The sequence below is a fragment of the Peptoniphilus sp. GNH genome, assembly GCA_021307325.1.
Lineage (GTDB): Bacteria > Bacillota > Clostridia > Tissierellales > Peptoniphilaceae > KA00134.
On sequence record CP089931.1, the window covers coordinates 82,650 to 109,381 of the forward strand.

At 35.8% G+C, this 26,732-nt stretch carries 20 protein-coding genes; all 20 read left to right on the forward strand.

The window, feature by feature from the left end; all coding sequences use genetic code 11:
• Positions 1–822: a hypothetical protein gene (locus LV469_00430; protein UHR02804.1), complete on the forward strand. Its 822-nt coding sequence runs from the start codon at positions 1–3 to the stop codon at positions 820–822.
• A gap of 223 nt (positions 823–1,045) precedes the next feature.
• Positions 1,046–2,461, forward strand: coding sequence for an NEAT domain-containing protein (locus LV469_00435; protein UHR03610.1), 1,416 nt, complete (start codon positions 1,046–1,048; stop codon positions 2,459–2,461).
• Entirely contained in the window at positions 2,445–3,407 is a 963-nt protein-coding gene (locus tag LV469_00440; protein UHR02805.1) for an ABC transporter, read from the forward strand. Before LV469_00435 ends, LV469_00440 begins: the two co-directional genes overlap by 17 nt.
• Complete coding sequence (gene isdE / locus LV469_00445) at positions 3,400–4,311, forward strand: heme ABC transporter substrate-binding protein IsdE (GenBank protein UHR02806.1); 912 nt, start codon at positions 3,400–3,402, stop codon at positions 4,309–4,311. The genes LV469_00440 and isdE overlap by 8 nt, the downstream gene beginning before the upstream one ends.
• Positions 4,308–5,297 (forward strand): iron ABC transporter permease, encoded by a 990-nt coding sequence (locus tag LV469_00450; protein UHR02807.1) that lies wholly within the window; start codon positions 4,308–4,310, stop codon positions 5,295–5,297. Before isdE ends, LV469_00450 begins: the two co-directional genes overlap by 4 nt.
• Positions 5,287–6,048 (forward strand): ABC transporter ATP-binding protein, encoded by a 762-nt coding sequence (locus LV469_00455; GenBank protein ID UHR02808.1) that lies wholly within the window; start codon positions 5,287–5,289, stop codon positions 6,046–6,048. The genes LV469_00450 and LV469_00455 overlap by 11 nt, the downstream gene beginning before the upstream one ends.
• Positions 6,049–6,058: 10 nt before the next feature.
• The gene (locus LV469_00460; GenBank protein UHR02809.1) at positions 6,059–6,574 is read left to right on the forward strand and encodes a flavodoxin family protein; all 516 of its coding nucleotides are present in this window, start codon (positions 6,059–6,061) and stop codon (positions 6,572–6,574) included.
• Positions 6,575–6,614: 40 nt separating this feature from the next.
• A complete protein-coding gene (locus tag LV469_00465; protein UHR02810.1) occupies positions 6,615–10,973 on the forward strand; it encodes an S-layer homology domain-containing protein in 4,359 nt (1,452 codons plus the stop codon).
• A 100-nt stretch (positions 10,974–11,073) separates the two neighbouring features.
• A complete protein-coding gene (locus tag LV469_00470) occupies positions 11,074–14,859 on the forward strand; it encodes an S-layer homology domain-containing protein (GenBank protein UHR02811.1) in 3,786 nt (1,261 codons plus the stop codon).
• 48 nt (positions 14,860–14,907) lie between these two features.
• Complete coding sequence (locus LV469_00475; GenBank protein UHR02812.1) at positions 14,908–15,768, forward strand: copper amine oxidase N-terminal domain-containing protein; 861 nt, start codon at positions 14,908–14,910, stop codon at positions 15,766–15,768.
• A gap of 99 nt (positions 15,769–15,867) precedes the next feature.
• A complete protein-coding gene (locus LV469_00480) occupies positions 15,868–17,208 on the forward strand; it encodes a TrkH family potassium uptake protein (GenBank protein UHR02813.1) in 1,341 nt (446 codons plus the stop codon).
• Positions 17,209–17,856 carry a TrkA family potassium uptake protein gene (locus LV469_00485; protein UHR02814.1) on the forward strand — a complete coding sequence of 216 codons (648 nt, stop codon included), beginning with the start codon at positions 17,209–17,211 and terminating at the stop codon, positions 17,854–17,856. It abuts the gene before it with no gap.
• A complete protein-coding gene (locus LV469_00490) occupies positions 17,853–18,593 on the forward strand; it encodes an RNA methyltransferase (GenBank protein ID UHR02815.1) in 741 nt (246 codons plus the stop codon). The genes LV469_00485 and LV469_00490 overlap by 4 nt, the downstream gene beginning before the upstream one ends.
• A gap of 8 nt (positions 18,594–18,601) precedes the next feature.
• A complete protein-coding gene (locus LV469_00495) occupies positions 18,602–19,273 on the forward strand; it encodes a hypothetical protein (GenBank protein ID UHR02816.1) in 672 nt (223 codons plus the stop codon).
• Positions 19,274–19,535: 262 nt separating this feature from the next.
• Complete coding sequence (gene thrS, locus LV469_00500; GenBank protein UHR02817.1) at positions 19,536–21,449, forward strand: threonine--tRNA ligase; 1,914 nt, start codon at positions 19,536–19,538, stop codon at positions 21,447–21,449.
• A gap of 250 nt (positions 21,450–21,699) precedes the next feature.
• Positions 21,700–22,320, forward strand: coding sequence for an epoxyqueuosine reductase QueH (locus LV469_00505; protein UHR02818.1), 621 nt, complete (start codon positions 21,700–21,702; stop codon positions 22,318–22,320).
• The gene (locus LV469_00510) at positions 22,317–23,519 is read left to right on the forward strand and encodes a CapA family protein (protein ID UHR02819.1); all 1,203 of its coding nucleotides are present in this window, start codon (positions 22,317–22,319) and stop codon (positions 23,517–23,519) included. Before LV469_00505 ends, LV469_00510 begins: the two co-directional genes overlap by 4 nt.
• A gap of 15 nt (positions 23,520–23,534) precedes the next feature.
• Positions 23,535–25,073 (forward strand): YegS/Rv2252/BmrU family lipid kinase, encoded by a 1,539-nt coding sequence (locus tag LV469_00515; GenBank protein ID UHR02820.1) that lies wholly within the window; start codon positions 23,535–23,537, stop codon positions 25,071–25,073.
• The gene (locus LV469_00520; GenBank protein ID UHR02821.1) at positions 25,070–25,666 is read left to right on the forward strand and encodes a haloacid dehalogenase-like hydrolase; all 597 of its coding nucleotides are present in this window, start codon (positions 25,070–25,072) and stop codon (positions 25,664–25,666) included. Before LV469_00515 ends, LV469_00520 begins: the two co-directional genes overlap by 4 nt.
• Positions 25,666–26,730 (forward strand): DNA polymerase IV, encoded by a 1,065-nt coding sequence (locus LV469_00525; GenBank protein UHR02822.1) that lies wholly within the window; start codon positions 25,666–25,668, stop codon positions 26,728–26,730. Before LV469_00520 ends, LV469_00525 begins: the two co-directional genes overlap by 1 nt.
• Positions 26,731–26,732 lie beyond the last annotated feature (2 nt).

A 26,732-nucleotide genomic window follows, 5' to 3' on the forward strand; every position in this document is an offset into this window, starting at 1 on the left:
ATGAATGAAATGAATTTGACCAAAGTACAAGTCGAATATTTGTTATTTATAAAAAATACAAAAAGAGAAAAAACAATAACAGAAGCAGCTAGACATTTCGACTGCTCCAAGGTAAACGCCAAAAAAATAATGGATAGAATGCTCATTTTGGGAATTTTCTATAAAGACCTAAACCAATATAATCTCACAGCCATAGGCGAAAAATATGCCAAAGATTACAGCAAAATGCTAGATGACGCAAGAATATTTACAAAAAATCTTGCCAAGATTGAAGGAGAAAATTTAGAAAAAATTGCTGGCGAATTGATACACATACAAAACTTAAAAGACACAATAGAAAAGTATGCAGGAAGAAGAAGGAAAATTGATAAATTAGGAAATAAAGTAAAAAACGAAGACTTTTTAAAAATTTATTCAAAAGATTCTTGCGACATAAGCATGATTATCTATAAAATAAGTCACAACAATTTAGGCTCATTTTTAGATAATTCAATGGCAATGATGGGCTTTGAGCAAAAAGTCCAAATTGTGGCAGACAAAGAAGATTATATCTTGCTAAAAACTCGTCTAGTAGAAAGAGCCCAAAATGGCTACCATAAAAAAGCCATGGCAGTAAACCTATTTTATGAAGACGAAAAAGCTGAACACAAAATAGATTCAGAAGATAGAAGTTTTAAAGTTCCCTTAAAAATCATAAAATTTTGGAATAACTTGGGGAATGGAGTCCTTCAAGCATCAATAAATTTGACATTGAAAGCTCAAATTGGTTTCGGTTCCCACGTAGAAAAGGCAAATTTTGTTTTTTCTGTTAACCTACATTAATATCAAAAACTCCTGGCAAAGAATAGAAAAACATAGCAAGAACAAGCCTTTATTAAAAATGATTATCATAAAAGAATAAAAAAACCAAGAAATAAGTTAGCTGCGGTTAACTTATTTCTTTTTTTTAAAAGCTATTAAAATAAAAAAATATAACTTAATATGATGATATAAATTATCAAATAAAAAGGAGGTCTTTAAAATAAAGAAAACATATATTTTTTTGATGGCTTTGTTTTTGATTCTTTTGCCAAAAGCAAACTTTTCTGTTGAAAAAAATTTCGATCAGGATTTACCACCTGCAAAAGAAGAAATCAATCTAGAAGACGGTTATTATAAAGTGCCAATAAAACTTTGGCATGCCTACGAAGAAAAAGAAAGCATGGGCAACAAGGCCCTTATACAGACAGCAGAGATTGAAGTAGAAGGCAAAAAGGCTTTCTTATACATAGGATCGGGCAAGATGGAATACATGAATATAACTGCATCGCTTGTAAGCATATATTTTCAAAAGGAAGATGGCAAATATCATGCAGCAGAAGCAGGATGTTTTGAATTAGAAGTGCCCAAGGAAAAAGACAAGAGACCAGAAGTGTTTAGGACTTCTTTGATAAACATGGATGAAATGACCAAGGTATATGTAGATCCAAAAGTTGAACCCATGGGAGATGAGCCAATCAGGGCAAGAATCAAGCTTGATTTCAAAGACGTAGAGAAAATAAATGAAAGCGACGCAGTCCTTATAAACAAGTTTAAAAATGGAGCCCCAAAACCAAAATTCAACAAAAGCGACTCTGGCCAAGTAGAAAACAAAAACATAATAGTCAAATATGAACCAGAAACTTTCACAGAAGAATTCACCTTTTACGGCAACAAATTGTCTGGCAAAAAAGCAGAAGAATATAGCAAAGATTTCAATAGCCTAGACCAAGTAAACGTATTTGAAATAGAATTTTTGGGTCCTCTAGACCAAATTGAAGACAACGAAAAAGACATACAGAAAAAAAGAAATAAAATCTATGCCGAAAAAGATTTTTGCTTGGACTTGCCCTTGCTCAAATTTAATAAAGATGACAAATTGACAATCTACAAGGTAAAAAAAGGAGAAAAGTCCAAATTAGACTTTGAAATCAAAGACCAGCACCTTGAAATAAAAACCAAGGATTCGGGAATTTATCTACTAGTAAAAAGTGCGAATGGGGCAAGCCTTAAAGAAAATAAAGACGAGATGCCAAAAACTGATATGACAAAAGAAAAAAGAGCTGAGTCTTTTATGAAAACTGTAAAAAAACCTCAAGCAAGAAAAATTTCACAGCAAAAGGCACAAATAAAGACTCAAGTAGAAGAAAAACTTAAAGCACCTGCTAATCAGCTAAATGCAAGTTTAAACTCGGCTGCAAATGAGCAAATAAAAAGCAAGCTAGATTCTGAATCTGCAAATAGTAAGGCTCGAGATGTAAAAGTTCAAGCTGAGATTGAAGAAAAAGAATCCAAAGCATTAATAGTTTGTATTGTTTTAGTCTTCATAGCCTTAAATGCAATCTCTATATTTTTTATAAGGAAGAATTTGAAAGAAATAAAAGAGATGAAAGAAGAAATAATATTTTTAGGAGGGCTTGGGAAAAATGAAAAAAATAATTAACGGGTTCCTTCTAGTCTTAATCATAATAATAAGCTCAACAAATATGGCTTTCTCTTACACCCAGGATATAGTAAAAGCAACTCCCTACTACGCTCACCCAGTGACAGGAGCAATTGAAGATCCCGGAAATAATCCGGGCATAGGTCAGGGAATGACAGAAAATGTCGTATGTCCCCAAGCTCTTATGGAAACCACAGATGATGGACGAATCTTTTTATCAGTTCGCTACAATCTAGCCAACTACATAAAAAACGAAACATTTGCTGTGCAAAATTATGGAGATACCGATTTTTATTCAGTAGCCGCTAAGGTCACAGCACAAACAGAAGAAACGAGAGATTACAGATTTGAAATACCAAGCAAAAATACAGTGGTTAGAGCAACATTTTTTGTGGGGCCAATGGGAAGAGATGTAATTTTCTACTACACCATATCTGATCCGGTAGAAGGAAATACGGACTTTGTTCCATTGCAAAGCGAAAGCACGAGCGAGGGCCAAGGACAAGTCATAGAAGATAAAAGACAAGAAACAATCATCCAAAGTCCAGAAACCAAAAATCCCTTGCCAAATATGGAAGGCCTTACACCTGTAGAGAACAATGTGCAAGTAGGACAAGTATTAGGACCTCAAAGCGAAGGAGAAAAGATAGAACAAAAAATAGTAAACTCCAAAATGTCGGCGGGAGACTTGGGATACTCTCACGGACTTCTCACAAAGGACTCTCCCATAATTAAAAAACTATATTATTCAGAAGACAGTAAGGGAGAAGAAGAGTCAAAAGAAAAAACACAGCCCGGCAAGATAACCATGGCTTTTATATACGGTCTTATAGGACTTCTTGTAATTTTGACAGCATCTAGCATAAGCTTGGCAACCTTGTCATATTTTTACAAGCAAAAAGTAGAAGAAGACTTAGAAGAAAAGAGGAGACAATCCTATGAATAAAATAAAAAAACTTCTGATTTTATTCTCGCTTTGCCTAATGCTTTCAGCTTGTGTAAATCAAAACGTAGGCAAAAAGAGTGGCGATGGTCAAATAAAAATAGCGGCAACATCTATGGCGACAGTTTACATAATGGAAAAACTGAACATAGACTTGGTAGCCGTCCCCGACTCCGACATAGATAAGATGCCTGAAAGGTACAAGGACGTACCCAAGGTAGGCATGGCAATGACACCTGATATAGAAAAATTAAAACAACTAAATCCAGACTATGTATTTTCGCCTGTATCTTTAATATCAGACTTGCTGCCGAAATACAAGGCGGCAAATTTGGACTATGGATTTTTAAACCTAAACAATATAGATGGCATGTATAAATCCATAGAAGATTTAGGCAAGCTTTTAGACAGAAAAAAAGAAGCTGATGAGCTAATAGCTGATTATAAAAAATTCATAAAAGACTACAAAGAAAATCATAAGGACAAAAAAGCGCCTCGAGTTTTAGTCTTGATGGGACTGCCAGGCTCCTATGTAGTCGCAACTGAAAATTCCTACGCAGGAAGCCTAATAAAATTGGCGGGAGCAGAAAATGTCTACGAAGGCACCGATCAACAATTCATAACAATAAATACCGAAGACATGTTAAAGAAAGATCCAGACATGATATTAAGGACAGCACATGCCTTGCCCGAAGATGTAATGGCAATGTTTAAAAAAGACTTTGCAGAAAATGACATTTGGAAGCACTTCAGAGCCGTAAAAGAAAATCAAGTCTATGACCTAGACTATAAAAAATTTGGTATGAGTGCAAAATTCAACTACAAGGAAGCTCTGGATGACTTAGAAAAATTATTCTATTCAAATGAGAACAAGCAAATAGAAACAAATAAAGGAGATGGCAAATGAAAAAGGGTAAAATCATCAGAGCCTATCTCATATCAATACTAATTCTATTAGGCTTAATACTCTATTCAGCCAAAACTGGCTCCATAGAGATGACTTTTGGAAAATTAATAAGAGGTCTATTCATAGAATACGATGCAGACGTGGCAACAGTTTATGACCTAAGATTTCCGAGGATAATAATATCAATCATAGCCGGAGCATCACTAGCAACATCCGGAGTATTATTGCAAGCTGTAATGCAAAACCCACTTACAGATCCAGGCATCATAGGCATATCATCAGCAGCAAGCTTAGCAGCAAGCCTTGGCATGATAATTTTTCCAAGTCTCTATGCCCTAAGCCCGGCTTTTTCTGTGACGGGAGGTCTTATAGCCTACCTTCTCATCTATTCCCTAGCTTGGAATGGAGGGAGCAATCCGATAAAACTAATCCTAGTTGGAGTCGCTTTAAATATGACCCTCATGGGAATCAATGAAGCAATAAAATCCATGATGGGAGGCAATCTTACAAATGTCCAATCAATAATCGAGGGAAATGTAGCCCAAAAGACTTGGGCAGACGTAAAAATCATGGCAATATACGGAATAATTTTTCTGATATTAGCTCTTTTTACTATAAGGACAGCGAACCTACTCCAACTAGAAGACCAAACAGCCAAATCCCTAGGTGTAAATGTGAACCGAGACAGATTCATCCTAGCCTTAATAGCCATAATACTCGCTTCTGTATCAACAGCAATAGTAGGCGTAATAGGATTTTTGGGTCTAGTAGTACCACATATAGCAAGGATAATACTCGGATCCAATCACAAGAATCTCATACCTTACTCAATGATACTAGGAGCAATAACCCTCCTCTTATCAGATACACTCGGACGAGTGATAGCCTATCCCTATGAGATAAAACCGTCGGTAGTCATGACAGTGGTAGGCGGGATTTTCTTTATAACACTTCTGAAAATAGGAGGAAAAAATTATGGAAATTAAACATCTGTTTTTCTCCTATGGCAAAAATGTGGTAATAAAAGATCTGAGTTTGAAAATCGAAAAAGAAAAAATAACGACCCTGCTAGGAGCCAATGGCTGTGGCAAATCCACCCTTTTTAAGTTGATAACAAGAGTAGAAAAACCCAAAATGGGCCTCATAAGCCTAGATGGCAAAAATATAAAAAATATAGAAAGAAGGGAATTTGCAAAAAAAGTAGCCATAGTAAGACAAAAAAACCAAATCGCAGGAGACATAAAAGTTGAAGAACTAGTAGCCTATGGCAGAAACCCATATGTAGGATTTATGCAAAAGCCTAGCCTGGAAGACAAGCAAAAAATAAACGAAGCAATAGAAGTTTGCGGATTAGAAAAAATACGAAAAGAAAGAGTCAACTCACTTTCGGGAGGTCAGGTTCAAAGAGCGTGGATTGCAATGGCAATAGCTCAAGATAGCGAAATTCTGCTTTTAGACGAGCCAACAACCTATCTGGACATCAAATACCAAGTAGAAATATTAAAACTCATAAAAGATTTAAATAAAAACTTAGGCAAAACCATCATCATGGTACTTCACGACATCAATCAGTCCATAGAATACTCGGACACAATAGTAGGCATGATGAACGGGAGAATAGAATTTCAAGGCAAAGCAAAAGAAGTCTTAACATCAGAAAAAATTAGCAAGATATACGACACCAAACTAAAAATCATGGACATAGAAGACAGAAAATATGTCCTTGCAGAAGATTAAAGGAGGAAAATTGAAGGGACTAATAATATATTCATCAAGAACGGGCAATACAAAAAGAATGGCGGAAAAAATTTATCAAGTCTTAAAAGAGAAACACCAGATGATAATAAGAGATATGAAAGATTTAAAAGACACAGAAAATTGTGACTTTATACTCTTGGGTGCGTGGATAGACAGAGGAACATTAGAAACAAAAGCACTAAAGTTATTAAAAACAATAGAAAACAAAAAAATTGGACTCTTTGCCACTCTAGGAGCCATGCCAGACTCAGAACATGGAAAGAAGGTGATAAAAAACTTAGAGAATCTTTTAATAGACAGGGATTCCTTGGGACAATACATATGCCCAGGCCTAGTTGACCCCAAGATGATAGAAAAACTAAAAGGGATAACAGGTCTTGTAGTGCCGAAGAAGATTAAAGAAAAAATGATAGAAACAAGCCTTAAATCAAGAGAGGCGACAGAAGAAGAACTATTAAAAGCTGCAAACTATTTTGCAGAGAATATAAAACAGTTAGCAAACTAAGAGCTAAAAAGTAAGACAAAAAAATATGAAAGGAGTACCAATGAATAAAATAAAAAGAATAATATCGGCAACACTTGTCGGAATTATGATAATCCCTTCAGCAGTATCAGCATTCCAGACAGCACCTGTGGAGAATATAAACCCGATAATTCAAACAGTTGAGCTACGAGAAGCAGCAAATAAGGCAGATATTCCATCGATCAAGTATGAAGCAATGCCTCTTATTGATGAAAATGACGCAATGAATGCAGGTATAAAAGGGCTTTGGGAAAATGGAAAGTTTAAATACACCAAAGAAGAATATAATAAGATGCTTGCGGCTCGTTATAAAGATAACAACAGTCTTTTTAACGTGGAAATAGGAGTTAATCCATATTACGAAGTTGAAATTAAAGACAATAAAGCAAATCTTACAGTATCTTATGTAAACAATGTAATGGGAGAAGAAAGTCCCGAAGAATATGGTTTAGTAAAAATAGATGACGATGAAGACATCATATATAAAACTGCCGATGGAAACTCACAGCCTGTCGAAATACTGGATGCAGAAGAGTTTACTTTAGACCCGGCTAGAGACGAGTATGGAGAGAGAATTACAAAGATAAGACTTGATAATGTACCTTTGTCTAAACTTGGAGATGCAAATCAATTCATATATCTTGAAAATGCCAGATATGTACGTTGCTATAGTGAGTGGGAAGATCTAAAAGTTGATGCCAAACCGGCCAAAGGGGAAGAGTCTACTGAAAACATGTATGGCATTTTTAACTTTGACTTGAATAAAATGGTCCTTGTGGAGAGTGCAAAACCTGGCTTAAATAAAGCTACCCTACAAGAAAAGGTCAATGAAGCTAAGGCTATTGAACAAGGCAAGAAGACAGACGAAGCCTTCGCCAAACTTAAAGCAGCAATCGCAGCAGCAGAAGAAACATTAAAAACTGCAACAGATCAAAAAGCTTTAAACCAAGGAGTAGCGACACTACAGGCAGCAGTAGAGGCTTTTAAAACAAGTGAAGACGTAAAGATTCCGGTAGAAGACGGAATATACACCGCACCTGTGAGAGTGGATCATGCATATGACCTGGGAAAGCAATCTATGGCAAACGGTGCAATAGAACACACTGCAAAAGTAGTCTACAGAGGAGACAAAGTTACACTTGAACTTACATTTAATGGCATGGATCTAATGAAAATGAAAGGCCATTTGACAAACCTCTTCTTTTACAAAGACAACAAAGACCCCAAAAATAATAATGATGTAATAGAAGCGGAAGTAATAAAGACACAGTTGGACCTTGGCTTAGACGGTAAAAAGCATAATTATCCCCAAATATTCAAATACACAATGGACAAAAGTGTATTTGAAGCATCAGACTTCTTATGGATCAAAGTTTGGGTAGATGCAATGGATGCTATTGCTTCAATAGGAGAACCAACTGTTATTCCGGGGAAAGGAGCACAAAACGCCAAGATAGTAATAGACAAGACCAACTTCACAAAAGTTATTTTAAATACACAAGACTTGTCAAATGCAATCAAAGCGGCAAAAGAGATAGTTAAAGGCAATAAAAAAGTAGAAGAATTTAACATACTTCAAAGCGTAATTACAGAAGCTGAAAAGGTATTAAAAGAAGCAACGGACCAAGATGATTTGGACAAAGAAGTAACAACACTTAAGGCAGCAGTAGAAGACTTTAAAGCAAGTGAAGACGTAAAGCTCCCGACAGAAGACGGAATATATTTGGCATCTGTGGAAATAGGACACGCATCCAATCCTGGACAAAAATCCATGGCAAACGGTGCGATAGAACACATTGCAAAACTAATTTTAAAAGAAGACAAAGTAAAAGTAGAGCTTACATTTAAAGGCATGGATCTAAGCGGAATGAAAGGTCACTTGACAAATCTGTTCTATTTTGAAAATAACCAAGATCCAAGAAGTGGTGGACGTGCAGTAGAAACAAAAATAGAAAAAAACTTTACAGACATGGGTCTGGACGGACAAGAGAAAGAGTTCCCACAAGTCTTCAGTTTCACAATGGACAGAAATCTATTTGAAGCATCGGAATTCTTATGGTGCAGAGTTTGGGTAGATGCAATGGACTTTATAATGGGCGGCCCCGGAAAAGGAGCACAAGAAGCAAGAATAATTATAAATAAAGAGCATCTTCAAAAAGTTGTTTTAAATACAGAAGCTTTAACAAAAGAAATTGCAGCGGCAAAAGAAATAGTTAAAGGCAAGAAAACAGAAGAAGCATTTAAAAAACTTAAAGCAGCAATAACAGCAGCAGAAGAAACATTAAAAACTGCAACAGATCAAGAAGCTTTAAACCAAGGAGTAGCGACACTAAAAGCAGCAGTAGAAACCTTTAACAACAGTCCTAATGTATTAGAAAAAGAAGCTTTAACAAAAGAAATAGCAGAAGCTAAGAAGATTGAACAAGGCAAGAAAACAGACGAAGCATTTAAAAAACTTAAAGCAGCAATCGCAGCAGCAGAAGAAACATTAAAAACTGCAACAGATCAAGAAGCTTTAAACCAAGGAGTAGCGACACTAAAAGCAGCAGTAGAAACCTTTAACAACAGTCCTAATGTATTAGAAAAAGAAGCTTTAACAAAAGAAATAGCAGAAGCTAAGAAGATTGAACAAGGCAAGAAGACAGACGAAGCATTTAAAAAACTTAAAGCAGCAATAACAGCAGCAGAAGAAACATTGAAAACTGCAACAGATCAAGAAGCTTTAAACCAAGGAGTAGCGACACTAAAAGCAGCAGTAGAAACCTTTAACAACAGTCCTAATGTATTAGAAAAAGAAGCTTTAACAAAAGAAATAGCAGAAGCTAAGAAGATTGAACAAGGCAAGAAGACAGAAGAAGCATTTAATACCCTTAAAGCAGCAATCGCAGCAGCAGAAGAAACATTAAAAACTGCAACAGATCAAGAAGCTTTAAACCAAGGAGTATCGACATTAAAAGCAGCAGTAGAAACCTTTAAAAACAGTCCTAATGTATTAGAAAAAGAAGCTTTAACAAAAGAAATAGCAGCGGCAAAAGAAATAGTTAAAGGCAAGAAAACAGAAGAAGCATTTAAAAAACTTAAAAAAGCAATAACAGCAGCAGAAGAAACATTAAAAACTGCAACAGATCAAGAAGCTTTAAACCAAGCAGTAGCGACACTAAAAGCAGCAGTAGAAACCTTTAAAAATAGTCCTAATGTATTAGAAAAAGAAGCTTTAACAAAAGAAATAGCAGAAGCTAAGAAGATTGAACAAGGCAAGAAAACAGACGAAGCATTTAGCAAACTTAAAAAAGCAATCGCAGCAGCAGAAAAAGTATTAGGTGAAGCAACAGAGCAAACTCAATTAGATGAAGCGGTTAAAGCATTAAAAACAGCAGTAAAAGCCTTTAAAGAAAGTGCAGATAAAGTTGAACCACAAGCACCACTAAAAAAAGAAGCTTTAACAAAAGAAATAGCAGAAGCTAAGAAGATTGAACAAGGCAAGAAAACAGACGAAGCATTTAAAAAACTTAAAGCAGCAATCGCAGCAGCAGAAAAAGTATTAGGGGAAGCAACAGAGCAAACCCAACTAGATGAAGCAGCAACTACATTAAAAGCAGCAGTAGAAACCTTTAACAACAGTCCGGACAAGAAGGTAACACCGACACCTACACCTACACCTACACCGCAACCGGATCCGAAGCCGACACCTAATTATCCAAGCTACCCATCATACCCGAGGGATAATTCCACAACAGCGGGTTCAACTACCAAGCCGACAGCGGATAAAGGTACAAAGAACGCAGAAACAAAATCACCTGCCAAAGAAGTAAAAAGAGAAGCACAAAATAGTAAGGCTGACAACTTCACAGACATTGAAGGCCACTGGGCAAAAGAAGCCATCAAATATGTAGTCAACAAAGGCTACTTCCAAGGAGTAAATGATAGGGAATTTGCACCGAACAAAGGCATCACAAGAGGACAACTTGTAACGGTACTTGGAAGAATATTAAACATCGACAAGACAGCATTTAAATCAAATAATTTCAAAGACGTCAAAGCAGATGCATACTACGCACCATATATAGCTTGGGCGGAAAGCGTCGGCATAACCAAGGGTAGAGGAAACGGAAGCTTTGACCCGGACAAAGAAATCACAAGAGAAGAAATGGCAGTTATGATGGTTAAATTCTTAAAGCTTTCAGGCAAAAAAATAAATGTCAAGGGAACTGCAAGTGCATTTAAAGACGACACAAATATAGAATCTTGGGCAAAAGATGCAGTAGTAGAAATGGCTAAACTTGGACTTGTAAAAGGCATGGAAGATGGAAGCTTCTCACCCAAGACACAATTTACAAGAGCACAAGTAGCACAAATTCTATACAACATAGACAAGAACTAATTGTAAGAATAACTGATATTTCAGTTTGAAAGATAATTAAATAAGGTGGTCTTAGGAATAAATTTTAAGGCCACCTAATAATTGAGAGAAGGAGAGAGTGATGAAAAATATAAAAAACATACTGTTGATATTTATATTATCTGTACTTGTTTTGCCGATAAATATATTTGCAGAAGAGGCTGGACCAAAAACTTGGGACGATATAGCAATTAAAGATGAGAAGACAGGTATAATTTTAACTGAATATTTTCAAGCTTTAGATATTGATAATCTACCTGAAGAAATAAAACAAGAATATTTGCAGAATCAAGGAATAAGAGCTGGTTCTAAATCTTTTAAAATCATTGGAGAAAAAGCAAAGGAAGATTTTAGATTTGAAGTAGAAGAACTAACTGATGAAGACCCTAATATGAAAGAGTTCTTGGAAAAATTCAATGATAAAATATATTCTGATTATAATGGAAAACTTAATTATTTTGGATATAAAATAAAGGTAATTCCATTAAAAGGTCAAGAGAATTTAGGAACTTCAAAGATAAAAATGCCAATTAACAAATTTATAGAAATACAAGAAGAAGGTAAGCCTTTAATAACTAGAATGGAAAGACCTATTTGGGAACACGGTGTTATAATTTGCGAAAAAAGCAATGAATACGCCGAAAGCTATAGAAATTTACATGAAATTAGATATGGTCAATGGTTATATAATGAAGAACGTATAGGTGCCAAAGGATATGATGTAGAAAAAATTCCTGCTGAAATTGTACTACCAGAAATTTTAAAAGAACATTATATATTCATTGCAAGTAGAAAAGAAATGCCTAAGATTCCTGAAAACATGATGCCGGGAACATATGAAGTTCCAACAATAGCCAGAAAGCAAGGAGATGTTGGCTGGTATTCAATGGCGAAGGGTGCTTTAAAAGAAATTGCTGAAATTAAAGTTAATAAATATGGACAAAGATATTTATATCCTAAATTTCAAAATATGCATTTAATGGGTCTAAATGGTCATTTATTAAATTTACAATATTATAAAACACTTGCTGATTCTGAATTAACCCAAGCCAAGCTTATAGATTACTATGAGGACCCGGAAGATGGATATAAGAAATATCCCCAAACATATGAAATCCCATTAAAAAATAGTGAAGCTACAAAAGCAGTATATGTTACTGTAGATGCTATGGGCGATCAAAGCCAGTGTTTTTGGTTGACTTTAAATGTAGAAGGATATCTAAAAGGCACACGAACAAATAGAGAAGGCTTAAGAATAAAAAACATAGATATGTCTGATGGAGAGTATTTGGCAGATGTTGTATCAATAAGTTCTTCAAAACCTGTAAAATTTATGTATGAAGAAGAATTATTTGGTCAAGAAAGTGACTATAAGTTTAAAATTACAATAAAAAATGGGAAGGCTAATTTAGAATTAGATACTGGAGATATATATGTAGATACAAATCCAGGTGATGTTAAAGTTCTTGGAGATAAAGAGGTAGAATTTGGAGAAACTAAAGATATTGAAGCGTGGGGCTTTAAACGAAGAACTAAAAAATGGTTTAATATGGGAACCAAAAAAGTAACAAATAAAATTACAATAAAGGATATTGATTTAAATGATTTGTTGGACAAAACTTCATTAGGATTGCTTAATGAAAATACAACATTTAAATATAACACTACTACCAATCGATATGAAAGAGAAAATAGTTTTTTTGGAATTCCAAATATCAATTTCTATAGGGTTAAATCTTTAAATAAGAAACCGACTCTGAATACAAAAGGTTTAGAGGAATTAATTGCACAAGCTGAAAAATTAAATCAGGGAAATAAAACAAAAAAGGCCTTTGATGATCTTAAATCAGCTATAGCAAGTGCTAAGTTAGCTCTAAAAGCGACTGAACAAGCTGCAATAGATGAAGCTGTAACTACATTAAATAATGCAATAGAAGCTTTTAATAAAAGTGCCGATGTTACGCCGGGAGCAAGTGAAAAAGTTTACAACATACCTGTTAAGCTTATGCACTCGGTAGAAAAGAAGGAGTCTATGGGCAATAAAGCCTTAATATCTCCTGCCAAGGTAAGCATAAAGGGCGATGATGTATATATTGATTTAACTTTCCAAGGCATTGAAGTACCTTTAGGGGCAACTAAATTTTACGGACATTTAACTAATTTATTTAGCTTTAAGGACAATGTCCTTGGGGGAGATGCAATTGCAGCTGAAGTTTTAGAACAAATGCAAGATAAAGCCATGGATGGATCTCAAAAACAATTCCCCAAGGTATTTAGAATTAAACTTACTAAGGCTGAGTTTGATAATCTAAAGGACAACACTATTTATGTAAAAGTTTGGGTAGATGCTATGGACGGCCTTGCCGGTGGCACACCAGGTGCAGGGGCACAAAATGCAAGACTTGTATTTGACAAGAGCAATATGGCTGAAGATAAACCGGGCGGAGAGGTGCCACCAACACCGCCAACACCACTTACGCCACCTACACCTAGTAGGGAAGATGTTGTAGATGCTTTGAGAAGATATGCCAACTTAGGTGGGCCTCAATACACTTATCAAAGTAACATGATGTATGTTAACGCATATAATTCCTTAATGAGTTTGTTGAATAAGCCTAACGTTACGGACATGCAAGTAAAATTTGCCATTGACAATCTAAAAGCTGCTGCGGAAGGACTTAAATTAGATACAAGTAAGCAAAACAATTCAGGCAACAATAACTCGGCTTGGGGCAATAACTCAGGATGGGGAAACAATAATTCATCTTGGGGAAGCAATAACAATAACTCAAGATGGGGTAACAATAACCAAAATAACAATCAAAACAACAACCAAAACAATGGACCTTTAACTATCCAATATGAAGTGCCTGTTGAGGTTCTTCACGCATACCAAAGCGGTTACTCAATGGCAAATGCTGCAATAAATCACACTGCTAGAGTTGAAGAAAGAAACGGACAATTTAGATACAGTGTTAATTTCCACTCTATACAAAGAGAGTTCGGCGGCAAGCCTTTAACAGGTAACTTAACAAATCTGTTTATCATTGACGGAGGCAAGAACAGAGCAGATCAATCAGGTAGCACTTGGTCATGGATCATGAATGGCAAATATGACAGAGTAAATATTGCTGTTTGGGTAGATGCTATGGACCAAATAGCAGGAAAGGGTCCTGGTGGAGGAGAACAAAATGCAATTCTTTCCTTTAACTGGAACGCTGCAAGAGAAGTTGGAAGATATGGCGGCAATAATAATCAACAAAGCCAACAAAATCAACAAAATCAACAAACTCAAACTCAAAGCTCTAAGTCCGGCAGCTCATCCAATTCATTTACAGACATAAACGGTCACTGGGCAAAACAATCAATTGACTATGTAGTAAGCAAGGGATACTTTAACGGACTTACAAGATCTGAATTTGGTCCTGACAAATCAATAACAAGAGGACAATTTGTAACGGTACTTGGAAGAATGTTAAATGTAAATACATCTAACTACATGAGCCAAAACTTTACAGACGTTAACTCACAAATGTACTACAGCCCCTACATCGCTTGGGCGAACAAGATGGGCATAGTAGGAGGAGTAGGACAAGGAAGGTTTGCACCGGACAAAGTCTTAACAAGAGAAGAAATGGCAGTCATGATGAGCAAATTCTTAAAAGTTTCAGGCAAGAATTTAAATGCCAAGGGAACTGTTACAAGCTTTAACGACGGAAGCAACATAGAATCTTGGGCAAAAGACGCAGTAAGTGAAATGGCAAGACTTGGAGTAGTAAGTGGAATGGGCGGCGGCAACTTCGCACCTAAAAAACCATTTACAAGAGCACAAGTAGCACAAGTATTATTTAATATCGATCACAATTAATTATTAAACAGGGACAGTCAAAGGGCTGTCCCCCAAACGAGGTGTAATATGAAAAAAATATTTTTATCAATAGTATTGGCATTAGTTTTAGTATCCTCATTCGGATTTGCAGCGACAAAGTATGAAGTGCCTGTCAAGCTCGAAAAGTTTGGAGAGCCGGGCAAGGAATCTATGGGAAATCCTTCACTAAAACAAATAGCAGATGTAGAAGAAAGGGATGGCAAATTTATTTATAATCTTTATTTGAAAAAGATGGAGTTTATGAATATGGAAGGAGAACTCACAAATTTATTTATCTATGAAGGGGACAAGGACTCCAACAGAGTTGAAACTAAGCAAAGTCCTATAAGTGGTGAATATTCTAAACGTCATGAGTTTGAAAGAAAAAATGCCAAAGAAGATAAAATTTTGGTGGCTGTTTGGGTTGATGCTATGGATGCAATAGCAGGAGGTGGCAAGGGTTCTGGTGAACAAAAGGCCTATTTAGTCTTTGACTGGAAAAATGCCAAGGCTCTTGATGCAAAAGAAGATGTTAAGGCTCCTATAAAGGATGACAAGAAAGCAGGGACTCAAATTAAAATTCTCATAAATGAAAAGGAAATGACTCCTGAGACTCCCGCTTATATTGAAAGTGGAAGGACCATGGTGCCACTTAGATTTATATCTGAAGCTCTTGGAGAAAAGGTGGACTGGAACAATGCTAAAAGGACTGTGACTATCGGAGATAATAAGGCAAGTTTAGTGATCGGTTCAAAAGAAATTGATGCCAATGGCAAGAAGATTTTGATAGATTCTCCAGCAGTTATTAAAAGTTCTAGGACTTTTGTACCCCTAAGGGCAATTTCTGAAATTCTGGGGGCAAAAGTTTCATGGGAAGGAGCGACCAAGACTGTAAAGATAATAAAATAGTTTTGGCTATGGGATGAGGCGAGTTTTATCTCGCCTTATTTTTTTACTTTTTTCTGCCTATATGATATATTTTTCATATTAAATTAGATAGAGGATGAAATGAAAAATTATATAAATAAACTCACAAATAAACCCCAAAAGCTTTTGGCTATGAGTTTTTTTCTTGCCATTATGCTGGGGACAATATTACTTATGCTGCCTATTTCGTCGCAAGATGGGAGTATTTTGAATTTTTTTGATGCTCTTTTTACGGCGACTAGTGCCACTTGTGTGACCGGGCTTACTGTCGTGAATACGTCTACTTATTTTTCTTTTTTTGGAAAGCTTGTCATAATCTTATTGATTCAAATAGGTGGACTGGGTACTATGACTATTCTTTATTGGATTTTATCCATGCTCAATTTGAGGATTGGTCTTTCTTCTAGAAATCTTATAAGAGAACAACTTTCTTATTCGTCTATGACAGGAGTTGTTCGACTTATAAAGTATGTTGTGCTGGTTTCTTTTGCTATTGAACTGGTGGGAGCCTTTTTCCTTTCCTGTGTTTTTGTGCCAGAGTTTGGATTTGTGAAGGGGATTTTGTATGGGGTCTTTCATTCGATTTCCGCTTTTTGCAATGCCGGATTTGACATCTTGGGTGATTCTATTAGGCCTTATAACACTAATGTGATTGTAAATTTTACAATTATGATACTTATAAGTCTGGGCGGACTTGGTTTTATGGTTTATATTGAAATCTTCAAAAAGAAAAGATTCAGACGTCTTAATGTGCATACTAAGATGGTCTTGTCCGTGTCCTTGCTCTTGTTTTTATCTGGATTTTTTTCGTTTTTGATTTTGGAATACCACAATCCTCATACAATTGCCGGGATGAAATTTCAAGATAAGCTTATGGTTTCATCTTTTCAATCTGTAACTTTGAGGACAGCGGGTTTCTATTCGATTGATTTTTCTAAGATAAAAGATGCGACTAGTTTTTCTATGATTCCTCTTATGTTTATAGGTGGAAGTCCGGCATCAACAGCTGGCGGCATCAAGACCACGACTTTTGGGGTCTTGCTTTTTGCAGCTTTTTCTTATATGAGGGGTAATGACTATCCTCATGTATTTAAGAAGACTATATCTAGAGATGTGGTTTTTAAATCTTTGACAATTTTTGTCATGGCAATTTTTTTGGTGACTGGTGTTTCTTTTATAATAGAAGTCGCAGAGCATGAGAAGTTTAAGTTTTTGGATGTCTTATTTGAAACTGTTTCAGCCTTTGGTACTGTCGGTATAAGTAAGGGCATCACACCAGACTTGTCGCTTCCTTCTAAGCTTTTAGTTACCATGACTATGTTTCTTGGCAGAGTAGGGCCTATAAGTTTGGCTATGGGTATCATAGGAAGAAAGGAAAAATCAAAAATAAATTATGCTGAAGGGAAAATATTGGTGGGATAAATGAAAAATTATGTAGTATTCGGATCGGGTAGATTCGGCTCGGAAGTGGCCATGACTTTGATGGACCTTGGTAATGAGGTTTTGGTGATTGACAAGGACTATGACAAGGTGCAAGCCATTTCTGAATATGTGACAACGGCCTTGCAGGCTGATACCATGGATGAGAATGTAGAAAAAGATTTGGGACTTTCCAATTTTGATGGCGCCATAATTGCCATTGGAGAAAGTTTGGAGGCATCTATTATGGCTGTTTTGGTTTGTAAGGATGCTGGTATAAAAGAGATTATAGCAAAGTCGACCAGTGTGAGAAATGGCGAGATTTTGAGAAAACTTGGAGCTGATAGGATAATTTATCCTGAAAAGGATATGGGCAAGAGGTTGGCCTATAATCTTTCTAATAGCAATTTTTATGACTACATTTCGCTTTCTAAAGAATTTACAATTGCAGAGCTAAAGATTCCAGATGATTGGGTCAATAAGACCATAAGTCAAATTGACATTCGAAGGAGTTTTGGATTTTCTGTCTTGGCTATAAAAAAGCAAAAGGATGCCATAATCCAACCCCAACCCACAGAAATGTTGGAAAAAGGAGATTATATAATAGTCCTTGGCAAAAAATCTTCTCTGGCAAAGTTTAAAGATCGATGAAAATAATAAATTCTAAAGATAACAAGACTTATAAATTTTTAAAATCCCTGCTTCAAAAAAAATATAGAAAGGAATCTAGACTTTTTCCAGTGGAAGGTTCGGTTGTTCTTTCAGAGATAGATAGAGATTTCAAATACCTTTGCATGTCCAAGACATATTATGAAAAGTTAGAAAACAAAGATGTAAAAGAAAAGGTGTTAGTATTTGATGATAATCTCTTCAAAGACCTCTGCGACACACAAAACCCCCAGGGTATACTTGCCTATTTTGATTTTATAGAAAAAGATGCGGCCGATTTGCCAGATTGTGGAAAGTTTCTCTACCTAGATGACTTGCAAGATCCAGGCAATGTTGGCACTCTTATCAGAACTTGTGACGCTCTTTCTATGGATGGGCTTATAGTATCTCCTGAAACTGTGGATTTATATTCTCCTAAGCTTGTCAGATCATCTATGGCATCCTTATTTAGGCTGCCCATATATAGGCTTGATAAAAAGAGCCTCTTAAAGTGCCGCAAAAATTTTAAAATTTATGCGACTGCCTTGCATGGAGCCAAAGATTTGAGGAGTATAACCTTTGAGAAAAATTCTATTTTGATTTTGGGAAACGAAGCAAGGGGAGTGAGCAAGGACTTGTTAGAAGGAGCAGATGAAAAGATTTCTATAAGGATGAGAGAGGGAGTAGATTCTCTTAATGTTGCCATTTCTGGTGGGATTATAATTTATTCTATGCTATGAAAAATGCTATGAAAAAAATTTTGATAAATAAAAACATGCCCCCTGAAATGAGGGCATCTTTAAATGAATTTCAAATAATTACAAGTTGTGCCAAAAAGGGCATAGAAAACTCTCTTGCCTTGCATCCCGATATGCAATTTTTCTGCCATGGGGATTTTAAAATTTGCGACAAAAATCTCCATAGCTATTATAAAAATTTTTTTGAAGATATAAAGGCATCTACCTTTTCAGGCACTTCCTATCCAACCTATATAGGTCTAAATGGACTTGTATTTGAGGATAAATTCATCCACAATTTAAAATACACAGACCCTCTGATATTGGATTATATGAAAGAAAAGCATATAGACCTAATTCATGTAAACCAAGGTTATAGCAAGTGCAATGTGCTGGCTTGCGAAGATGTGCTTATAACATCGGATAAGATGATTTATGAAAAGACCAAGGGCTTTTGTCACGCTCTTTTGATAAGACCAGGTGGCATAAGACTAAAAGATTTTCCCTATGGGTTTATAGGTGGAGCAAGTGGGGTAATAAATAATAAGATTTATTTTACCGGAGTTTTTGAAGATGAGGACACCAAGGAGCAAGTGCTTTCATTTTTGGATAGGCATGGCAAGGAGTATGTTTTTTTGTCAAAGCTGCCCTTAGAAGATTTTGGCTCAATTTTGGAAATTTAAATCTTAAATTTAGTTTTACTTATTTTTAAATATGTGCTAATATAGGTTGCAGCAAAGAAGGGACGAGTAGTTTTTTAAAGGCTTGTAGAGAGAAAATCCAAGGCTGAAAGATTTTTAGAACCGTAAATTACGAAGACTAACCCCGAGCTCTGCGGTAATGCGCAGCGTATGCCACGTTACGGCGAGAAAGTATTAATTAAGGTGGAACCACGGTTGCTCGTCCTTTGGGATGGGCGACTTTTTTTATTATTAGGAGGAAATTATGAAGATAAAATTACCTGATGGCTCAATTAAATCTTATGAAAAGTCGGTGAGTGTTCTAGATGTTACCAAAGACATCTCAGAAGGATTGGCAAGAGTAGCCCTAGGAGCTGTTGTAAATGGCAAGACCATGGGCATGGAAGAGATGATAAATGAAGATTCAGATTTTAAAGTTGTAAAATTTGAAGACAAGGAAGGCAAGGAAATTTTCTGGCACACCAGCTCTCATCTCATGGCTCACGCTATCCAAAATCTTTTCCCTGATGCAAAGTTTGCAATAGGACCTGCCATAGAAAATGGTTTTTATTATGATATAGACTTAGATCACAGATTCACACCAGATGATCTTGTTCATATAGAAAATGAAATGAAAAAACTTGTGAAGGAGAATTTGTCTGTGAAAAAAATCAGTATCTCCCACAAGGATGCCATAGAATATTTCAAAAATAAGGGACAAGACTACAAGGTTGAACTAATAGAAGACCTACCAGAGGATGAAGCCCTGTCAATATATGAGATGGGAGACTTTGCAGATCTTTGCAAGGGACCTCATCTAAGCTCCATAAAGGCTATAAAGGCTTTCAAGCTTTTATCAATTGCTGGAGCTTATTGGAGAGGCGATGAAAATAGAAAGATGCTCCAAAGGATTTATGGAATTTCTTTCGAGAAAAAATCTCAACTCGATGAATATCTTCAAAGATTGGAAGAAGCAGAAAAAAGAGACCACAGAAAAATCGGCAAGGAAATGGATCTTTTCAGTATGCACGAAGAAGGCCCAGGTTTTCCTTTCTTTCATCCAAATGGCATGATTTTGAGAAGCGAATTGGAATCTTGGTGGAGAAATATCCTAATCAAAAATGGCTATGGAGAAATAAAGACACCAATAATTTTAAATGAAGAACTTTGGCACAAGTCTGGCCACTGGGATCACTATAAAGAAAACATGTATTTCACAAAAATAGATGACAAGGATTATGCCATCAAGCCGATGAACTGCCCTGGTTCTACAATTATATATGCAAACAGCATGCACTCTTATAGAGACTTGCCTATAAGGCTTTCAGAATTTGGTCAAGTACACAGACACGAATTGTCAGGAGCCCTTCACGGACTTTTCAGAGTGAGAACTTTCACTCAAGATGATGCCCATGTATATTGTCTACCCAGCCAAGTTGAAGACGAAGTATTTAAGATAATAGATTTGGCAGATCTCTTGTATTCAACTTTTGGATTTAAATATAATGTTGAACTTTCAACTAGACCGGAAGATTTCATGGGAGATATAGAAACTTGGAATGTAGCCGAAGAAAAATTAAAGGCAGCTCTCAAAAAGAGAAATATCCCCTACACCATAAATGAAGGAGACGGAGCTTTTTATGGTCCCAAGATAGACTATCACCTTGAAGATGCCATAGGTAGAACTTGGCAATGTGGTACAATCCAATTAGACTTTCAAATGCCACAAAATTTTGACCTCACTTATGTAAACGAAGATGGTCAAAAGGCAAGACCTGTAATGCTACACAGAGCGCTTTTTGGTTCTATGGAAAGATTTATGGGAATTCTAATCGAACACTTCGCTGGCAAGTTCCCCTTGTGGTTGGCACCAGTTCAAGTAAAAGTTATGCCTATATCCAACAAATTCAATGACTATGCAGAAAAAGTGAGCAAGAAGTTGGAAGAAAGTGGCATCAGAGTAAGATTTGATAGCAGGGCCGAAAAAATCGGATACAAGATTCGTCAAGCCCAATTGGAAAAAGTAAACTACATGGTAATCGTGGGCGAAAAAGAAGTAGAAACAGGAAAAATTTCAATCAGAAAGAGAAATGGTGAAGAGTTAAAAGACCAAGACTTGGATAAATTCATAGAGGATTTGAAAAAAGAAATAGAAGCCAAAGAAATATTCAACAACTAAAATTCAAAAAATATTTAATAAAAATGACTAAAAGGCTATGAGGATAAAAACTCATAGCTTTTTCGTTTAAAATTTTTAGAATATCAAATTTATATTTACTCATTTTAAGATAAGAGTTTTTCAAATTTTTAGTTTTTTATTCTTCAAAATTTATACTTTTTATAATTCAATCTGATTTGAAATTGAAAAGCTCTTTTCTCGCAAAAAGTGAATATTTCTCCTCGTTTTGGTATAATCATTTTGGTGCAATATGAACAATATTAATTATAACAATGAAATGGAAAAAATTATAAATTCGCTAGACAAGAGGCCTAGACTTCTGCTGCACTCATGCTGTGGACCTTGCTCGACTTCGGTTTTAGAAAGATTGGCAAGTCATTTTGATTTGACTATATTTTTTTACAATCCCAACATATATCCGGAGGAAGAATTTTACAAGAGGGCAAGGGTTCAAAAGGAGCTTTTGAAGAAAATGGGACTTAGCATCTCGCTTGTTTTGGGGGAATATGATGATTCAATCTATTATTCCTCTGTAAAGGGCTTTGAAAATCAAAAAGAAGGCTCTTTGAGATGTTACAAGTGTTATGAATTTAGAATGAGAGAGGCTGCCTTGTATGCTAAAAAGCATGCTTTCGATTATTTTACAACTACTCTGTCTGTTTCTCCTTACAAGAGAGCCAACTGGATTAATGAAATAGGCCTTGAGCTGGAGAAAACAGTGGGTATCAAGTTTCTCTATTCAGATTTTAAAAAGAAAGACGGTTATAAAAGGAGCATAGAATTGTCTAAGACTTATGACCTTTATAGACAGGATTATTGTGGCTGCAGCTTTTCTAAAAAAGAGGCTGAAGAAAAATTGGAAGAGTCATGAAAAAAATTTTAATATCTATCTTCGTCCTTCTGGGTATAGTGGCTATCTGCCTTCTATATAGGCACAACAAAGAAGTGAGTTTTCAAACTCCAAGTGAAAGTAAGATTTTTAGCGAAAAGACTAAAAGGATAGAGGATAAAGAAAATTCTAAAAATAAAGAAGATGAGAAAAATCCCAAGAGGGTATTAATATATAGTGTGGGAGATATAATTTTTCATCAGATTATGTATTTGAATACCAAGGATGGGGAGGGCAACTACTCATTTAATCATATGTTTGAGGATATGAAAGATTTTTTTGCTGATAGGCTCGTCATAGGCAACTATGAAACTACCAGCAACCCAAATAGAAAGTGGTCGGGCTATCCCATGTTTAATACTCCACCCCAAGCCATCAAGGCTTTGAAAGAGGTAGGCTTTGATGTTTTGACAACTGCCAATAATCACTGCATGGATACAGGAGCTCAGGGCATAGCAACGACTATTGAAGAGCTTGAAAAAAATGGACTTGCCCATACGGGGACTTTTAAATCTATTGATGACACAAGGGGCATAATATTTGAAAAAAATGGCATCAAGATAGGCATTATTGCTTATAGCGAAATGTTTAATGGCAATGATTGCAGCTTAAAAAAAGAGCAAAGGTATATGATAAATCCTCTTGATAAAGACAAGATAAGAAAAGACATAGAAGATTTAAAAGGAAGAGGGGCAGATTTTATAATAGCCTATCCCCACTTTGGCAATGAATATCAGGTCGAGCCGACAGATAGCCAAAAGTTTTGGGCGAAGTTTTTGCTAGAAGAAGGAGCTGATATAGTAATAGGCTCACATCCTCATGTGCCACAAAAGTGTGAGGCTTTTGATTTTAATGGCAAAGAAAAGTATGTGGTCTATTCACTTGGAAACTTCATCTCCAACCAGAATAGACAGAGTATAGGCAAAAAGCTCACAGAAGTGGGAAGTGGAATTGAATTGAATCTAATAAAGGATGATAGGGGTACTAGGCTTGAGAATTTTAAGCTAAACCCCATCTATACCAGTAGGGTTAGAAATGACAAGGGCTATTTTGAGTTTAGAAGTAGAGATTTGAATAAACTAATAGAAAAAACCGAAGATGCTAATATGAAAAAAAGTCTACTTGAACTAAAGGATATTTGGACTCAAGTTGTTGAAATTACAAATAGAGAATTTGATTAAAGTATAGAGGTATGTATGAATATATATTTAGTAAGACATGGACAAACTGAAAATAATGTAAAAATGATTTTGCAAGGCTGGAATGACTCAGCTCTTACAGAAGAAGGAATAAGAGTCGCCAAGGACTTGGGAGAGGAATTAAAGGACGTAAAGTTTGACAGAGTGTTTTCTTCTGATTTGAAAAGAGCATCTGACACAGCGAGATATATAAGTGGAAAAGAGCCTATCACAACACCGCTTCTAAGAGAAATAGATATGGGCGATTGGTCGGGAAGACATATTGATGATGTTTTAAAGACTGACTATGAAGCCTATAAGATTTTTACAGAAAGGGCAGATCTCTATAAAAAAGAAGGAGCGGAGGATTATAAAACTTTTCTTGAAAGAATAAAAAAATTCTTCGAAGAAAATTTGCTGGGAAAAGACTATGAGAATGTCCTCTTGGTAGCACATGGGGTCACTTGTGTGGGAGTCCTTGCGCTAGCTGAGGGTCTTGCTTTAAAAGATTTTTGGTCTAATAGAGTACCCAAAAATGCAAGCCCCAGTATTTTATCCTACGAAGATGGAGTTCTCAGAGTCATAAAAAAGGCTCCCAGCCAAGTACCCAAGGAAAAATTTCAGCAGTATATAAATGACAGAGCAGTCTTAAAAGAAACTAGTAAGGATATAATGGTCATTTTAAATCCCACATCTGGAGGAGAAGACCATGAGAAAATGTTGGGACATCTGCTCTACAAGCTAAATGACTACTATGACAATGTGTATATAAAATTTACAGCTAAACAATTTGATGCCAAAGAATTTTCGAAAAAGGCAGCAAGAGAAAAGTTGGACTCGGTTTGTGTCATTGGTGGCGATGGAACTTTGAATGAGGTAATAAGTGGCATGATAGAAGAAACCTATAAGCCAAAACTCATGATAATACCCGGAGGGACTGTAAACTGCCTTGCGAGAGTCTTGCAAATCCCTATGGATTCTAAAAAAGCCATAGACAATATGGATATGGAAAACACAATCAAGGTTGACATAGGTAAGGCGGGCAATCGCTACTTCTCGTATATGTTATCTCTAGGACCTGTTTCAGAGGCCATTCATGAGTCTACTAGTGAAGAAAAAACCAAGTATGGACCTATGGCATATTTTATAGAGTCTACAAAAAAACTCTTGGGAAACAATCTTAAAAAAGTAAGAGTCACCTGTGATGATGGTGATTTCGAAGGGGAAGTCGACCACGTTGTAGTATGTCTTACCAATAAGTTTGGCAAATATGAATTTTCTCAATCCAAATTGGATATAGATGATGGCTATGCCAATGTCTTTATCATGACAGAAGATGATATGCTCTCTAGGTTGTCGCTTTTAGGAGATGCCATCTGGTCTAGAATCGAGGAAAATGAAAATATAAAATATTTTAGGACTAAAAAAGTCAGAATAGAAAGCTTGGAAGACAAGGAAATCTGCACAGATATAGACGGAGATAAGGGGGACAATCTACCAATAGATGTGGAAGTCCTTCAAAAGAGTCTGGAAGTATTTATACCGAGGTCAAAATGAAAGCAGCACTTTTTGATTTTGACAAGACCTTGACCGATAAGGACTCCATAGTTTATCTTGTGAAATTAGCTTTCAAGAAAAAACCCCTACAAATGTTTTGGCTTTCATGCAAATTGATTCTTTTGGGTCTTTTTAGAATAAAGGATGAACTGGGCTTAAAAGAGCAGCTATATTCTTGCCTTTCCTATTTTTCGGAAGACGAATTTAGAGAATTTGCCAAATATTTGATAGATAAGCACACTTATAGAGATGGGATTTTTTGCTTAAAAAAATTAAAAGACGAAGGCTACTTTCTCATTCTCTCATCAGCTTCAGCATACGAATATATAAAATATATTAAAGACTTCTTGCCCTTTGATATCTGCATAGGAACTTTCAGTAAAGCTGGGAAAATAGTCCACAACAACAAACATCAAAACAAGGTGGAAAAGTTAAAAGAAGTCCTTGGACCTTCTTATGAGGACTATGAGTTTGAAAAGGCGTATTCAGACTCCTATAAGGCAGATAAGCCTCTATTAGACTTGGCTAAAGAAAGGTACTTGATAAATTCAAAATTAAAAATTTCAGGATATACAAATCTATGGTGGCAATGATGGAGTATTCAGTATGCCATCTGGACTTAGATGCCTTTTTTGCTTCGGTAGAAGAGGCTGATAATCCAAAACTAAGAGGTAAACCCCTAGTTGTAGGAGGAAGGTCTAAAAGAGGAATAATTACCACCGCCAATTACGAGGCCAGAAAATATGGCATACATTCAGCTATGCCACTTTTCATGGCAAGGGAGCTCTGCCCCCAACTTTTAGTTGTAAGAGGGAGAATGGATAGGTACATAGAAGTTAGCCACCAAGTCTTTCAAATATTTAAAAAATATTCAGACAAGGTCGAACAAGTGTCGATAGATGAAGCTTATTTAGATTTTTCAAATATAAGAGATCCTCTTATAACCATAGACAAGCTAAAAAAAGACCTCAAAAAAAGTTTGGACTTGACTATTTCAGCTGGTATATCTTACAATAAGTTTCTGGCAAAAATGGCGAGCGATTGGAATAAACCAAACGGACTTATGGTTATTTCAAAAGACCAGGTGCCAGATATATATCTGGACTTTGCTTGTGGAAAGATTCATGGCATAGGCAAAAAGACGGACAAGAAACTTAGAGACTTGGGGATTTTCACAGTAAGAGATATGCTAAACCTCTCTCTTGATTTTATGGAAGAGCATTTTGGCAAGGCAGGAGAAGAAATTTACCATAGGATAAGGGGAGAAGATAATAGAAAGATAGAACCCAATCAGAAAAGAAAATCGTACGGAGTCGAAAGGACTTTTACTCCTACAAGAGATATTGAAGGTCTTAAAATTTTGTTGACATCCTATGCTCAAGAAATTTGGCAATTTTTGGAAAAGTCAAAATTATCTGCTGCTACTTTAAATTTAAAGATTAAAACAGGTGATTTTAAAACAATAAGTAGATCTAAGACTAATCAGTTTTATTTTAAAGATAAAGAGATTATAATAAATACGGCGCTAGACTTGTTTAAGCAAGTGAAAGTAAAAAATCAGATTAGGCTTTTGGGTCTTAGCGTTTCAAATTTCAAAGACAGGACTAAGGAGCAGCTGGATTTTTTATCTAGCAGAAGTTACAAGAGGGAGAAGTAATA

Coding starts and splice junctions, on each gene's coding strand:
- LV469_00430 (UHR02804.1), top strand. CDS start 1: ATGAATGAAATGAATTTGACCAAAGTACAAGTCGAATATTTGTTATTT.
- LV469_00435 (UHR03610.1), top strand. CDS start 1,046: ATGGCTTTGTTTTTGATTCTTTTGCCAAAAGCAAACTTTTCTGTTGAA.
- LV469_00440 (UHR02805.1), top strand. CDS start 2,445: ATGAAAAAAATAATTAACGGGTTCCTTCTAGTCTTAATCATAATAATA.
- isdE (UHR02806.1), top strand. CDS start 3,400: ATGAATAAAATAAAAAAACTTCTGATTTTATTCTCGCTTTGCCTAATG.
- LV469_00450 (UHR02807.1), top strand. CDS start 4,308: ATGAAAAAGGGTAAAATCATCAGAGCCTATCTCATATCAATACTAATT.
- LV469_00455 (UHR02808.1), top strand. CDS start 5,287: ATGGAAATTAAACATCTGTTTTTCTCCTATGGCAAAAATGTGGTAATA.
- LV469_00465 (UHR02810.1), top strand. CDS start 6,615: ATGAATAAAATAAAAAGAATAATATCGGCAACACTTGTCGGAATTATG.
- LV469_00470 (UHR02811.1), top strand. CDS start 11,074: ATGAAAAATATAAAAAACATACTGTTGATATTTATATTATCTGTACTT.
- LV469_00475 (UHR02812.1), top strand. CDS start 14,908: ATGAAAAAAATATTTTTATCAATAGTATTGGCATTAGTTTTAGTATCC.
- LV469_00480 (UHR02813.1), top strand. CDS start 15,868: ATGAAAAATTATATAAATAAACTCACAAATAAACCCCAAAAGCTTTTG.
- LV469_00485 (UHR02814.1), top strand. CDS start 17,209: ATGAAAAATTATGTAGTATTCGGATCGGGTAGATTCGGCTCGGAAGTG.
- LV469_00490 (UHR02815.1), top strand. CDS start 17,853: ATGAAAATAATAAATTCTAAAGATAACAAGACTTATAAATTTTTAAAA.
- LV469_00495 (UHR02816.1), top strand. CDS start 18,602: ATGAAAAAAATTTTGATAAATAAAAACATGCCCCCTGAAATGAGGGCA.
- thrS (UHR02817.1), top strand. CDS start 19,536: ATGAAGATAAAATTACCTGATGGCTCAATTAAATCTTATGAAAAGTCG.
- LV469_00505 (UHR02818.1), top strand. CDS start 21,700: ATGAACAATATTAATTATAACAATGAAATGGAAAAAATTATAAATTCG.
- LV469_00510 (UHR02819.1), top strand. CDS start 22,317: ATGAAAAAAATTTTAATATCTATCTTCGTCCTTCTGGGTATAGTGGCT.
- LV469_00515 (UHR02820.1), top strand. CDS start 23,535: ATGAATATATATTTAGTAAGACATGGACAAACTGAAAATAATGTAAAA.
- LV469_00520 (UHR02821.1), top strand. CDS start 25,070: ATGAAAGCAGCACTTTTTGATTTTGACAAGACCTTGACCGATAAGGAC.
- LV469_00525 (UHR02822.1), top strand. CDS start 25,666: ATGGAGTATTCAGTATGCCATCTGGACTTAGATGCCTTTTTTGCTTCG.